Annotated in this window: 9 protein-coding genes and 1 pseudogene; 3 read left to right on the top strand and 7 right to left on the bottom strand. The window is 68.6% G+C overall.

Annotation, left to right across the window (positions count from 1 at the left end; genetic code table 11):
* Positions 1-76 precede the first annotated feature (76 nt).
* Positions 77-673, top strand: a complete 597-nt coding sequence (locus tag AB0L21_RS24385; RefSeq protein WP_365700818.1) for a TetR/AcrR family transcriptional regulator — start codon at positions 77-79, stop codon at positions 671-673.
* A 68-nt stretch (positions 674-741) separates the two neighbouring features.
* On the opposite strand, the pseudogene AB0L21_RS24380 reads toward AB0L21_RS24385, so the two are convergent.
* From AB0L21_RS24380 to AB0L21_RS24350, 7 genes and pseudogenes are all read right to left on the bottom strand, one after another.
* A pseudogene (locus tag AB0L21_RS24380) lies at positions 742-1,412 on the bottom strand (IS5 family transposase); the annotation flags it as partial.
* Between the two features lie 38 nt (positions 1,413-1,450).
* The gene (locus AB0L21_RS24375; RefSeq protein WP_365700820.1) at positions 1,451-2,494 is read right to left on the bottom strand and encodes a LuxR C-terminal-related transcriptional regulator; all 1,044 of its coding nucleotides are present in this window, start codon (positions 2,492-2,494) and stop codon (positions 1,451-1,453) included.
* Positions 2,495-3,001: 507 nt separating this feature from the next.
* Positions 3,002-4,381, bottom strand: coding sequence for an MFS transporter (locus AB0L21_RS24370; RefSeq protein ID WP_365701057.1), 1,380 nt, complete (start codon positions 4,379-4,381; stop codon positions 3,002-3,004).
* A 109-nt stretch (positions 4,382-4,490) separates the two neighbouring features.
* Positions 4,491-5,678: a 3-deoxy-7-phosphoheptulonate synthase gene (locus AB0L21_RS24365; protein WP_365700822.1), complete on the bottom strand. Its 1,188-nt coding sequence runs from the start codon at positions 5,676-5,678 to the stop codon at positions 4,491-4,493.
* A 345-nt stretch (positions 5,679-6,023) separates the two neighbouring features.
* The gene (locus tag AB0L21_RS24360; protein WP_365786347.1) at positions 6,024-6,839 is read right to left on the bottom strand and encodes an aminotransferase class IV; all 816 of its coding nucleotides are present in this window, start codon (positions 6,837-6,839) and stop codon (positions 6,024-6,026) included.
* Positions 6,836-8,971 (bottom strand): aminodeoxychorismate synthase component I, encoded by a 2,136-nt coding sequence (gene pabB, locus AB0L21_RS24355; RefSeq protein ID WP_365786345.1) that lies wholly within the window; start codon positions 8,969-8,971, stop codon positions 6,836-6,838. The genes AB0L21_RS24360 and pabB overlap by 4 nt, the downstream gene beginning before the upstream one ends.
* 45 nt (positions 8,972-9,016) lie before the next feature.
* The gene (locus tag AB0L21_RS24350) at positions 9,017-10,549 is read right to left on the bottom strand and encodes a carboxylesterase family protein (protein WP_365786343.1); all 1,533 of its coding nucleotides are present in this window, start codon (positions 10,547-10,549) and stop codon (positions 9,017-9,019) included.
* A 275-nt stretch (positions 10,550-10,824) separates the two neighbouring features.
* On the opposite strand from AB0L21_RS24350, the gene AB0L21_RS24345 reads away from it, so the two are divergent.
* Complete coding sequence (locus AB0L21_RS24345; protein WP_365786341.1) at positions 10,825-12,240, top strand: NAD(P)/FAD-dependent oxidoreductase; 1,416 nt, start codon at positions 10,825-10,827, stop codon at positions 12,238-12,240.
* Positions 12,237-13,517, top strand: a complete 1,281-nt coding sequence (locus AB0L21_RS24340; protein ID WP_365786339.1) for a cation:proton antiporter — start codon at positions 12,237-12,239, stop codon at positions 13,515-13,517. Before AB0L21_RS24345 ends, AB0L21_RS24340 begins: the two co-directional genes overlap by 4 nt.
* Positions 13,518-13,539: the final 22 nt, after the last annotated feature.

The following is a 13,539-nucleotide window of genomic DNA, read 5'->3' as shown; positions in this document are numbered from 1 at the left end:
GCCTGTGCGTTGAGACTGCCCGCGCGGTCGTGCATCTGTCAACACGCCACGTGTCGTGTCCTGTTACGGTTGTGCCGTGACCAAGCCCCCCAACCCGCAGCGGCGCAGCCAGAAGAGCCATGACGCGATCCTCGCCGCGGCGCTCGATCTGTGCAGCGAAGAGGGGTACGGCCGAGTGACGATCGAAGGCATCGCTGCCCGCGCCGGCGTCAGCAAGAAGACGATCTATCGGTGGTGGCCGTCCAAAGGCGCCGTCGTCCTCGAAGCCCTCCACGAGGCAGCCGACATCGCGGCCCCCCACCCCGACACCGGCGACCTCGCCACCGACATGCGCACACAGCTAGTCGCCGTCATCGGCTTCCTCTCCCCACCGTCGCACGCCCCCCTCGCAGGGTTGATCGCTGACGCTCTCCGGGACCCCGACCTGGCAGGCGATGTGCGCGAGCGCCTGATCCGGCCGCGTATCGAGGAGTTTGAGCAGCGTATGCGGCGTGCTCAAGAACAGGGCCAGCTCCACCCGGACGCGAATCTGGACGTCGCCCTCGATCTGTTCTACGGCCCGCTGTACCACCGCCTGGTCTTCCACCTCGGCCTGCCAGAGCCCGAGTATCTCGACACCTTGATCGACCACGTCATCCGCGCACTCACCCCAAGCCAAAGAGGCGGCACGTAGGTTCTGCCTCTCGGGTGGAGTGCGGCCTGGTAGGCGATCGCGAGCTGGACCTCGGTGTCGAAGCCGGGCGGACGGCCACCGAATCGACCTCGCCGCAGACGGTGGCCGACTTGGTCAGATGGCTGCGGGATGACCGCACGGGATGCCCCGGCGCCGCAGATGGATTCGGATGGCGCGTGAGGAATACGCGCGGTCGGCGAGAACGGCCAGGGGCCGAGTCCCGGGCCTGCCCGGGCCCTGCGGGGCACGCGGATGCGGGACGTCACCGTCTCGAAGGCGGGCGCGTCACCTGCCTGGCCTGCGGTGACGGTAAAGGCGAGAGGCCGTGCGCGGCCGTCTGCGGCCAGGTGGACCTTGGTGCTCAGCCCGCCGCGAGAGCGTCCGAGCGCATGATCGGCTGGCTCGCCGGAATGGACCGCCCCCCGTTACCGTTTTCGTGGCCCCGCAATGGGGTTCCCGGTCTCCGGGTCGTCGTCGGCGTCCGCCGCCGTCAGGAGGGCGGCGAGGATCATCTCCCAGGTGCCGTCGACGGCCCATCTGATCAGCCGCTTGTGAGCGGTCTGGATTGAGCCGAGTTCGTGGGGGAGGTCCCCCCAGGGCGAGTTGGTGCGGTACTTCCAGGCGACGGCCTCAAGAGTGCGGCGGTGGTCGGCCATCGCCGCCCGCGGACCGGATCCGCCGGCATCAGCGGCTCGATCCGGTCCCACATCGCATCGGTGATTACTAATCGGACGGACAGATCAGATCAACCGGCCCCACCCATCAAAGAGACACGACCTAGCCGTCGATGAGCCCGGCCCGCGCCGCGAAGACCCCTGCTTGGAATCGGGTGGTGGCACCCAGTCTTTCCATGATGTTGGAGACATGGCGGCGGAAGGTCCGTGAGCCCACGCCGATGCGGCGGGCGACCGCCTCGTCCTTCAGCCCCCGGGCCATCAGATTGAGGATGCCGGCGTTGAGATCGGTCAGCGTCTCCCCGTAGGAGACGGCCTCGGCGTCGAAGTCCGTGCCGGCCTGCCAGGCGAAGTCGTACACGCGGTGCAGCAGCGAGATCATCACCGGCTCGTAGACGGCGATCACGCTCGGCATCTCCTCGGCCGGCACCTGCTGGGTCACGAACGCCGCTTCGTCGCCGACCAGGACCATGTTGTCGAAGATGTGGTTGGTGGTGCGGACCTGAGCGCCCGAGTCGATCATCTGGCGCAGGCGGGCCCTGGTGGTTGTCCTGGCCCGGGCCGAGTGCGGGCTGACCAGCCGGATCGGCACCCCGCTCGGCGGTATCGGCAGCTCGACCGGTGGAAAGCTCTGGCTCGGACCGCGGTCGAAGAGCTGCATGACCAGGACCTCTGAGGTGCACGAGCGCAGGGAGTCCGCCAGATGGAGGGACGCCTGCTGCGGATCGAGCAGGGATACGACCTTGTCGTTGTGCTGGTGCGAGCGGCGCAGGCTGCTGAAGATACCCGAGAGGGTGTGCAGCCGCTCGTGGATGCTGGCGAGTTCACGCCGCTTGTCGTTGACCGCCCGCTGCAGGGGGATGACCAGTTCGTTCTGCGCGACCTCCGGACAGATGGCCCGGAAGCTGTTGAATCCCTCGGAGAGCCGCATCAGCCGCAGGTCACACAGCAGGCTCATGGCTCGCTTGACATCGGCCAGCGGTAATCGCAGTGCGGTCGCCACCTCGGACACGGTGGCGGGCTCGTGTGCCAGGGTGTACTCGTAGACGCGCACGATCAGTTGGTCGTCGAGGTCCGGAGCGACGTGCTGCGCTCGGACTTGTTCGGCCGCGACCGTTATGCCGCCGGCAGCGGAAGCTTCCTTCATCCCCGACACCGTCCCGGAGCGTAGGCCTCGCGCAGTCCCCTCTCGGCCGGCTCTGTCTCCCGTGCGCGTGGCGCGGCCTCTGTGCGGTGGAAGGTGCCTGGATTCGCCATGACATTACCCATCAGATGTGTGACGCCCTTCTCGGAGATACTCGGGGGGCGAGCGACCGACCTGTGGGTCCGGCCCTCGTCGAGGAGCCGCAGCGTCTGAGTCCCCTACCGGTCGACGGCAGTTCGGCCGGCGTTCCCGTGCCGGGCCGGACCGGCAGCGTCGGCGGCTCCGGTGATTGCGGGTGAATCCGTGAGTGTCCGACGGTGTTCCGGGCAGCACCCCCTCGAAGTCCCGTCGAGGGATGGCGTAGAGGCGGCGGCTGTCGAGCGGCTGCCTGGGGGCGGCAGCCGGAAGCGGTGGCGGCCTTCGGGCGGTGGCCCTCCAGCGAGAGGCCACCGCCCAGCCGCCGGTTCCGGCTGCCGAGCCAACAGTGTCAGGACCGCGTCCTGACCAGGGTCAATCGGTCGTCTGCGCCTGCGGCTGTGCCTCCGGGACCGGTGTTTGCGCGGGCTGTGTCTTCACCAGCCACAGGCCGGTGAACAACGCGGTGACCCAGGTGGCGATGCCGGCGGTGATGAAGGCGCTGTCGAGACCGGCCTCGAAGGACGCGCCACCGGACTGCCGGGTGACAACGATGGCGCCGAGGACGGCCACGCCGAGCACGGCGCCGATCTGCCGGGCGGTACTGCTGATGCCCGAGGCGAGACCGCCTTCCTGCGGGCTGACCGCCTGGATGGCGGCGCCGGTCAGCGGCGACATGGCCAGGGCGAAACCGACACCGGCGATCGCCAACCGCCACCACATGTTCCAGAAGGACGTGTCGGCGTGCACGAAGCCCAGGGTGAGCAGGCCCAGCCCGGCCACGGCCAGGCCGCTGGTGACCACGATCCGGAAGCCGTACTTCGCGGCCAGCCGGCCCGCGAACGGGCTGCAGACCGCCATGGCGAGCGCGATGGGCAGGGTCTCCAGACCGGCGGCCAGTACCGAACTGTGCTGCACGGCGACGAAGAACTGCGAGAAGAAGAAGACCGAACCCATGAACGCGAAACCGACCATGACCATGGCGGTGTTGGACACCGTGAACAATCGGTTCCGGAAGAGTCGCAGCGCCAGCATCGGCGTCGGATTGCGTGCTTCCACGCTGATGAACACGGCGATGATCACTGCCGCGGCGGCGAAGCTGCCCAGAATGAGCGGTGAGGTCCAGCCCCTGGAACCGCCTTCGATCAGCCCGTAGGTCAGCGCCCCGACGCCCAGGATGGACAGGATGGTTCCCGGGACGTCGATGGCCGGTGCGTGCGGGTTGCGCGACTCGTTGACGGTGGGCAGGGCGGCCAGCACCAGGAACACACCGATGGGCACATTGACCAGGAAGATGGCACGCCAGTCGAAGGCGTCCACCAGAATGCCGCCGGCCAGCGGCCCCGCCGCCTGGCCGATACCGCTGATACCGGCCCACAGTCCGATCGCCTTGACTCGTTCCTGCGGAACGGGATAGGCGGCGGCGAGCAAGGCCAGCGAGCCGGGGCTCAGCGCTGCGGCCCCGACGCCCTGGATCACCCGGCCGGCGATCAGCCAGCCCAGCGACGGTGCGACGGCGCACAGCAGGGACGCGAGGGTGAACACCACCGCGCCGGACAGGTACACCCGCTTACGGCCGAAGCGGTCGGCGAAGACGCCACCGGTCAGCAACAGCATGGCGACCAGCAACACGTACGAGTCGACAATCCATTGCAGACCGGATAACCCGGTGTGCAAATGCTGCTTCATATCGGGCAGCGCCACACCTACAATGGTGTTGTCGAGCAAGACCATGAACTGCCCTACACAGGCCATGGCGAGCACTACTGCCCGATTCGATCGAGCTTCTACGGACACAAGACGACCTCTTCTAACACTACCGATCCCGATGAGTCCCGCGATGCGCGAGAGATGACGTCCAGCATTACTGATGCGTCAATGTCAATTCCATCCATGAGTCGAATTCCCGGTGCGACGCCAGTAATTCGGCCACGACCCGGGCAAGGTACAGGGCTTGTTCGGGATTCAGCCGGGGATCGCAGACGCTGCGGTAATTCGCGGCAAGGTAGGTGTCCTCGACCTGCGTGCCGACGCATTCACTGACATCGTCACCGCTCACCTCCAGGTGAATTCCACCCGGTGTGACGCCCGTATCATTGCAGGCACTGAAGAACGCCCGCAACTCGTCCTCGATCTCGGCGACCACGCGTGTTTTCACGCCCGCCGGGCTGACCACCGTATTGCCGTGCATGGGATCGCACAGGACCCGGTCCACCCAGCCCTCCGCGACCATACGGCTCAGCATGGCGTAGACGAGGTCGTACGCCCGTCCGCGTCCCATCCGGAAAATGAAGGCCAGCCGGCCGGGGATGTTGTCCGGATTGAGCACGGCATGCAGGGCCATCAGGTCCGCCGGGGTGGCGCTCGGCCCGATCTTCACGGCGATCGGATTGGCTATCTCGGCCGCGAAGGCGATGTGGGGGCCGGTTGGCGATCGCGTACGCTCGCCGATCCACAGCAGGTGTGCCGAGTGGGCGTAGGCCCGGCCGTCGTCCGTGCTGCGGCGGGTCTGCGGCTGCTCGTAGTCGAGCAACAGGGCTTCGTGCGACGTGAACACGCCCGTCCTCTCCAGGTAGGAGAGGGTCTTGTGGGACTGTTCGCGGGCGCGAACCATGTTCCAGGGGTCGGGCGTGCGTCCGCCCGCGGAGAAGTCCGCGCCGTTCACCGCGTCGCCGAAATAGGACGGCAGCACAAACCCCGCTCGGCGCTCCACCGGTGCCGAGCGGGGCTTCGCGTACTGGCCGGCGATCCGCCCGACGGTCACCACCGAGCGCTCGCACTCCGCTTCGATCACGTCGGCGATGCTCCGCAACAGCGAGACGCGATTCGCCACCGACAGCCGAGTGTTGTCCTCGAAGGTCTCGGCGCAGTCTCCGGCGTGCAGCAGGAATGCCGGTTCCGCCAGCCGGGCCCGTAATCGCCGGATGTCGGAAGCCGACACCAAAGGTGCCGCCCGGGCCAGTGCGACGCGAGCGCGGCGCACCTCTGATCGGACTGGCCAGTCCGGCTGATGGTCGCGCTTGTAGACGGCCGAAAATTCGACAAGGTCCATCGGCAAACCCCCGTCAAGCCCTACAGAATAGGAAACGCGCAGCCTTGCCACTGCGACAGTGGGTCCTGCAACGGCTCGTCGGCACACGACCTGGTCCGCCGATATTCGCCGTCCATGACCGTCCCTGGCCACGCCAGCCTCACGTAGCATACGCCACTGACCGGTCAGCTCAGATTCCGGTAACCCAAAACTTTTCAAAGCCTTCGGTGGCACGGGCGGCGAAGCGCGTGTCAGCGACTTCGAGTGCAGGCCAGGGCAAAGGTTACATAGCCGAGGGCACGGCAGTGCGATAGTCCTGGGCTGTCGCACAGTTATCGGCCATATTGCGGGGCACACGTCGTGCTCTCACGAAGTGGCCGATTCCTGACACTGCTCCGATGCCAACGCGTCCAAACGTGCCTGCCAGAGCTGTGCGCGCGGCGCCGGTCCGGCCTCGATCGTGAATCCCGCCCATTTCCGGATCGGCCGAATACCGTGCAGTGCGTTGACGGCCCACGTTTCGAGCCCGGCCAGATCCTGCGGGCGGGGGCATGCGTAGGCGACGCGGGTCCCGGAGGCGGCCGCGATCTTCAGGAGGGTCTGCCGGGTGACGCTCGGCAGCAGGTCCAGGCGTTCGGCGTCGGGTGCGTACAGGGTGTCGCCCTGCCACCAGAGCAGGCTGGTCGTCGTGCCTTCGATCAGCCGGCCGTCCTTGGAGAGGATGACCGCTTCGTCGGCCCCATGACGCCGGGCCGCCGCCCGCACGTCGGCCAGCCAGTCCAGGTCCGGCCCCTTGACCGACGGATGGCGTCGCTCGTCGGCGCCGTCGTGGATCCACACCCGGACGGCCGCGGCGCGAGGCGGCGCCGGCCGGAGCCACAGGTGAAAGCTCGGCTCACCGTCGAGGAGGGCGCACTCCATCCGGGGGAACCAGCGACCACGATCCGGCATGCGGTCAACTGCCGCGTCGAGAAAGGTGGTTGTGAGCGCACGCGGTACGGAGAGCAGCGCGGCGCAGGCGGTGGTGAAACGGTCCCTGTGCGCGTCGAGCGCCACGACCTTGCCGTCGGCCACCAGCCAGGAGTCGATGACGCCGACCGGTCCGCCCGGCGGTACGGCGGATAAGCCGCCGTCCGCCTCGGACCAGAGCCAGCGCTGACCGCCCGCCACCGCGGCGGTCACAGCGGACGCCCGAGGGTCTGGGAGGGCCGCGACGGCAGCGCCCGCAACGAGGCACTGGCTTTGAGCAGCATCTCGTCCAGCTCGCCCGCCGGGCTGGAGTCCAGAACGATGGCACCGCCGGCGCCGATGCTCAGTTCGTCCCGGTACCGCACAGCGGTGCGGATCACGATGTTGAGATCGGCGGTGCCGGTCAGCCCGAGGTAGCCGAGCGCGCCCGAGTAGATGCCCCGGGCCTCCGTTTCCAGTCCGTCGATGATCTCCATGGTGCGCAGCTTCGGCGCGCCGGTCATCGATCCGCCCGGGAAGCAGTGGCGTACGCAGTCCACGGCGCTGATCTCCGGGCGCAGGACTCCCCGTACGGTGGAGACCAGTTGGTGGACGGTGGCGTAGGACTCCACGGCCATGAAGCGCGGGACGCCGACACTTCCGACCTCGCAGACGCGGCCCAGGTCGTTGCGCAGCAGATCGACGATCATGAGGTTCTCGGCCCGTGTCTTGGTGCTGCTCGCCAGTTCGGCGGCCAAGGCGGCGTCCCGGGCGGGATCGGCGCCGCGGGGTGCGGTTCCCTTGATGGGCTTGGTCTCCACCACGCGATCGCCGTCGATCTTGAGGAAGCGCTCGGGAGAGGAGCTGAAGACCGTGACCTCGCCGAACCGGAGCAGTGCCGCGTACGGCGCCGGGTTGGACGCGCGCAGCCTGCGGTAGTAGGCCAGGTCGTCTTCGTGGAAGGGGATCCTGGCCTTGTTCGTCAGGCAGATCTCGTAGCTCTCGCCGGCGACGAGTTGGTTCTGGCACTCTTCGATGTCCCGGACATAGCCCTCGGTGTCCCGGGCCAGCCACGGCCGGGGATCGACGGTGTCGTCGGCCGCCTCGGCGAGCGCGGCTTCGTCGGTCCGCGCCGCGGCGTCGAGCGGGTTCAGCAGGGCGACCAGGGTGGCTGCGGTGCCGTCGAGCCACTTCTGTGCGGATGCCCTGGTCTCCGTGTCACCGCGGTGCAGCGCGACGACGTAGGTGAGTTCGCGCTCGTGGTCCACGGCGATGAGGCGATCGGCGAATATCCATGCCGCGTCCGGTGTCTCGGCGCCGTGCCGGTTCCTGGAGCCGAGGTCCCCCTTCAACTCGTAGCCGAAGTAGCCGACATAGCCGCTGGTGAAGTCGAACGGCAGCCCCGGGTCGCTCAGTCGGCGTTCGGCGAGACGGCGGTCCAGGACGTCGAAGATGCTGCCGTCCTCCGCGTGCACGCCGGCGGCGCTCCGCACCAGCACGGCATGGTCGGCGAGCCGGTAGGTCAGTACCTCGCTGAGCGGCCCCGCGGCGTCGCCGAGGAACGAGAACCGGGACAGTCCCGGTTCGACACGGCTGCTGTCGAGCCAGAAGGCGTACTCCGACGTCCCGAACAGCTCCGCGTACACCGCTTCGGTGTTCACGGCGCCCGGGACGGTGACTTCGAGGAGCTGGTAGGCATCGCCTGCCGGACGGGCCGGGCCCCTGGGGCCGGCGGGCGCCGGCAGGTCCCGTGCTCGCTCGCGCGCCCCGCCGGCGGTCTTCCCGGTGCGGACGGCGGTGATCTCCTTGAAGTTGGCCATGATCTCGCGGCCGTACTCGGAGGCGATGGATTCGGGGTGGAACTGCACTCCCCACTGGGGGCGGGTGCGGTGCCGGATCGCCATGACGACACCGTCCTCGGCCCAGGCCGTGGCCTCGATCGCCTCGGGCAGCGGTTCGTCCGCGCACAGCGAGTGGTAGCGGACGGCGGTGAAGTCCTGCGGGACGCTGCTGAACAGTTCGGTGCCCTGGTGCCGGACCCTGGTGAGATGGCCGTGCCGCGGTCGTGGTGCGCGGTCGACCCTCGCCCCGGCGGCGTGGGCGATCGCCTGATGACCGAGGCAGACGCCGAGCACCGGCAGCTGAGCCCGGGCGAGGACGTCCCCCACGTACCCCAGATCGCGCGCGGTCTGCGGGTTTCCGGGGCCGGGCGAGATCACGACGTTGTCGAAGGCCGTCAGGTCCAGCGTCGCCAGCTGTGGATCGTCGTTCCTGAGAACGACCGGCTCGCACCCGTTCACCTCGGCGATCAGCTGGAAAAGATTGAACGTGTACGAGTCGTAGTTGTCGATGATCAGGCTACGCATCGGGATACTCCAGACAGGGCGCGTCGGCGAGCGGCCTCGGCATGGTCACCCAGGGGTGGGTCCGGCGATGTGAGCGTCCCAGGCGGCACGGTGGCGCTCTCGGGGGTCGGGTTCGACGCGGCACGTGGTGTCGAAGACCATGACCGAGCGCTGCTCGTCGTAGCGGGGCCAGCCGGGATCGCCTGTCCTGGCGAACTGGATCCAGCCGCGGCGCAGGGAGAGTCCGAGGTCGGCGGGGGCTTCCGGGCCCACTTGGGGCGCGAAGGCGGGATCGTCGAGCTGGTCGAAGAGGAAGGGCACCTCCAGGAAGTGCGCCGCGCCGTAGCGGCCGTCGAATGCCGGCGACTGCCGCCAGGCGAATTCGTAGGCGAAGGTGTTGCCGCCGGACTCGGCGTGCAGGCGGGTCAGTTCGATGGTGGGACCACGCCAGATCCAGTTGGTCACTGTCTCGGCGAGTTGTTCCCCGAGGGGAAGGTGTCCGTAGAGGGACTCGGCGGCGGTGCGGCACGCGTCGGGCACGTCGTAGGCGTTCTGGGCGTCGCGCAGGTCCTGCTCGGTGGCCGAGTGGAACTGTCCGTTGCGCATGAAGAAGTAGCGGGACTCATCCCGGTTGGTGCCGATGAGGAGGTCCACGGAGGCCGGGATGCGTTCGCTCAGCGCGGGGTCGGTGAACAGGGTGTCGTCCACGACCGGCATGAAGGGACTGAACCAGTAGGTGTACGGGTTCCAGAGGCCGGCGTCGCGGAAGCGGACGTCCAGGGCGCGCTGGCGTCGGCCCAGCAGTTCCCGGAGCGGGATGTCGCGCAGGCCGGTCTCGGCCTTCAGGTCGCCGAGGACGCGTTTGGCGACCGCGCGCCCCTCCTCGGCGTCGACGACCAGCGTGGGGCACGGGCTCTGCAGGATGGCCCGGTGGATGAGTCCTTCGCCGGCGACCTTCTTGGCGATGGCCGCGATGATGGCGCTGCCGGAGGAGTTGCCGAAGACGGTGACGGCGTCCGGGTCGCCGCCGAATGCCGCGATGTTGTCACGCACCCAGCGCAGTGCGGCGACGACGTCGTGCATGCCGGTGTTCGGGGTGCCGCCCGGCACGGACAGGAATCCGTCCACGCCGAGGCGGTAGTTCATCGCGACCACGACGACGCCCTCGCGGGCGAAGACCGATCCGTCCGCACGGGAGGTGGAGGCGCTGCCGGTGTTGTAACCGCCGGCGTGCACCCAGACCATGACCGGCAGCCGGGCCCCCTCCCCCAGGTCGGGGGTGTAGACATTGATGCTCAGGCAGTCGGTTCCCCACGGATAGAGCGGTGTGGCGTCCACCAGTGAATAGGTGGTGGGCTGCGGTGCGGCCGGGCCGTATGCGAATGCCTCGCGCACTCCGTCCCACGGCTGCGGAGGTTCCGGCGGCCGGAATCGACGGTCACCGAAGGGATCTGCCGCGTACGGAATTCCCTTGAACGATATGACGCCCTCGTGGACCCTGCCCGCGACAACACCCGACGTGGTGGTCGCCAGAGCCGGTTTCGTCGCGCTCTCCTGCGTGGTCAATGCTGGTCCTTTCCCGATACGCTCTCCCGGCACTGGCTCGTCGCCGGCCACACACTAAAGAGGCGAAGTCGGCGCTCGCAATTGCCGGAAGCGGCTGGCCGCTTTCGGCCACCACAGTGGCCGGTCGCTCATTGCCGCGCCGGTCGGTGCCGAGCACCGCGTCGCGGGCGAGCCGGCCTCCGTCGCCGGGCGTTCTGCCGGGGTGGCCGCATGTGGCCACCCTCTTCCGGTCGTTGCGGTCGCGGACCGCGGAAACCTAGCGTCTTCCGCGTCCGATTGTTCGCACCTACCGAGACGAGGAATCGGTGATGGGGGAACATACCCAGGTACTGGTCATCGGCGGCGGACCGGCGGGCAGCACAGCCGCCGGACTGCTGGCGCGACAGGGAATCCAGGTGACGCTGCTGGAGAGTGCCACATTCCCGCGCTACCACATCGGTGAGTCCATCTTGCCGTCGGTCCTTCCGGTACTCGATCTGCTCGGCCTCAGGGAAAAGATCGACAATCACGGCTTCGTGCGGAAGGACGGCGCGTACTTCGAGTGGGGTCCGGAGAACTGGGACCTCAACTTCGACCACCTCACCGGTTCCGGCGGATACAGCTACCAGGTGATCCGGTCCGAATTCGACCACATGCTGCTGAACAACGCCGCGGAACTCGGCGTGAACGTGCGGCAGGGTGTGAAGGTCACGGAGCTGGAATTCAACGAGGGCCGGCCGGTCAAGGCCCGCTGGGCCGCCACCGGCGACCGCTCGCTCACCGGTGAGATCAGCTTCGACTTCCTGGTGGACGCCTCCGGCCGGGCCGGCCTGATGGCGACCAAGTACCTGAAGAACCGTCACTACCAGGAGGCGTTCAAGAACATCGCGGTGTGGTCGTACTGGCGCGGGGTGAAGCCCCTGGAGCGCGGACCGGCCGGCGCGATCGCTGTCTGCTCGGTGCCCTACGGCTGGTTCTGGGCGATCCCGCTGCACGACGGCACCCATTCGATCGGCCTCGTGGCCAAGCGGACGGCGTTCACGGCGGAACGGGACCGGCTCGGCAGCATCGAGGCGGTCTACTTCGACGCGCTCGCCCAGTGCCCGCGCGTCGCCGAGATGGTGGACGGCGCGGAGCGGCTGCCCGAGTTCAAGGTCGAGCAGGACTACTCGTACAGCGCGGACCGTTTCACCGGCCCGGGCTACCTGATGATCGGCGACGCGGCCTGCTTCCTGGACCCGTTGCTGTCCACGGGCGTGCACCTGGCCACGTTCAGCGCCCTGCTGGCCGCCGCGGCCATCTCCGCCGTCGTGGACGGTGAGCTGTCCGAGGACGAGGCCACCTCGTTCTTCGCCAAGGCGTACCGGCAGGCGTACGAGCGGTTGCTGGTGGTGGTGTCCTTCTTCTACAAGAGCTACAACCGCGAGTCGCAGTTCTTCGAGGCGGACAAGCTGACCCGGCGGGAACGGCACATGCTCAACCTGTACGAGTCGTTCCTGCACATCGTGACCGGGGTCGAGGACCTGGACGACAGCCGCGACGGCACCGGCGCGCTGGACAAGGTGGCGCAACGCATCCGTTCCCAGGGCGACATCGACACCGAGGGCGGTATCCTCGCCGGCCACAACGAGGCGATGAACGCGATGCCCGCCTCGCCGGACAAGGCCGTGGGCGGCCTGTACCTGGAACTGGAGCCGAAGCTGCGGATCCGGCGGCTGGTCGAGCCGGCCGTCGAAGCAGAGTGACCTCGGCGCAGAGCGTCACGCTGCTGCTGGTGCTGGCCGCGGTGCTGGTGGTGGCCAGCACGCTCGGCTCGCTGCTGGCACGGTTCGGCCAGCCGGCGGTGATCGGTGAGATCCTGGCCGGCATCCTGCTCGGTCCGACGCTGCTGCCCGACACGGTGCAACGCGCTCTGTTCCCGGCGGACATCCATCTGATGCTGAGCGCGCTGGGCAATCTCGGGATCGCGCTGTTCCTGTTCCTGATCGGCCAGGAACTGACCCGGCATCCACCGCGCCGGCAGACCAGGGCCGTGCTGGGCACCACGTTCGGCTCGATCGCGGTGCCCTTCGGACTGGCCTGTCTGCTGGCCGCGACGGTCGTCGAGCCGTCCGGCGGGCAGTCCCTGGGCCACGTGCTGTTCCTTGGCACCGCGATGTCGGTGACCGCGTTCCCGGTGCTGGCCCGGATCGTCCGCGACCGGGACCTGCTGGGGACCCCGGTGGCGGGAATCTCGCTCGCCAGCGCCGCGATCGGGGACCTGATCGCCTGGTCGATGCTGGCGGTGACGATCATGCTGGACTCCGGCCGTGTCCAGTGGCGGCTGCTCCTGGTGCTTCCGTTGCTGGGCGTGGTGTTCGGGGTGGTACGACCGCTGCTGGACCGGTGGGCGCGGTGGCGGGCGCGGCAGGGGCGGACGCAGGAGCCGTACGTGGTGGCGCTGGCCGGGCTGCTGAGCTGCGGCGCGGCGACCGAGTGGCTGGGCCTGCATCTCCTCTTCGGCGCGTTCCTCTTCGGGCTGGTCATGCCCGCGGGGCCGGGTGGTCTGGGCGAGCCGGCCGGCCGCCGGCTGCGGCTGGTGACCGAGAAACTGTTGCTGCCGGTCTACTTCGTGGTCGCCGGCGCGCGGGTGGACCTGTCCCGGCTGGGAGCGTCCGGGTTGGCCGAGTTCGGCGCGATCATGCTGGTCGCGGTCGGCGGGAAGTTCATCGGCGCGACGGCCGGCGCGGGGTGGTCCGGACTCGACTGGCGACGATCGGCGGTGCTGGCCACCCTCCTCAACACCAGGGGGCTCACCGAGCTGATCATCCTCACCACCGGATTGCAACTCGGCCTGCTGGATCAGCGGCTGTACTCGCTGATGGTGCTCATGGCGGTGCTGACCACGCTGATGGCCGGCCCACTGCTGCGCGTTCTGTATCCCCCACGACTGGTCGCCGCCGACCGGGACCGGACCGAAGCGCCGATCTCCGACCAGCCACCGGTCCCCACCGAGCCGGCTGCCGGCGGCGTCAGAGCATAAGTGACCGCGAAGGAAGTGGCAC

It is taken from the genome of Streptomyces sp. NPDC052721 (genome assembly GCF_040678315.1).
GTDB lineage: Bacteria > Actinomycetota > Actinomycetes > Streptomycetales > Streptomycetaceae > Streptomyces.
The sequence above is the reverse complement of the archived record's forward strand: the minus strand, read 5'-3'. Positions and strand labels throughout refer to the sequence as shown.

Coding starts and splice junctions, on each gene's coding strand:
- AB0L21_RS24375 (WP_365700820.1), bottom strand. CDS start 2,494: ATGAAGGAAGCTTCCGCTGCCGGCGGCATAACGGTCGCGGCCGAACAA.
- AB0L21_RS24370 (WP_365701057.1), bottom strand. CDS start 4,381: ATGGCCTGTGTAGGGCAGTTCATGGTCTTGCTCGACAACACCATTGTA.
- AB0L21_RS24365 (WP_365700822.1), bottom strand. CDS start 5,678: ATGGACCTTGTCGAATTTTCGGCCGTCTACAAGCGCGACCATCAGCCG.
- pabB (WP_365786345.1), bottom strand. CDS start 8,971: ATGCGTAGCCTGATCATCGACAACTACGACTCGTACACGTTCAATCTT.
- AB0L21_RS24345 (WP_365786341.1), top strand. CDS start 10,825: ATGGGGGAACATACCCAGGTACTGGTCATCGGCGGCGGACCGGCGGGC.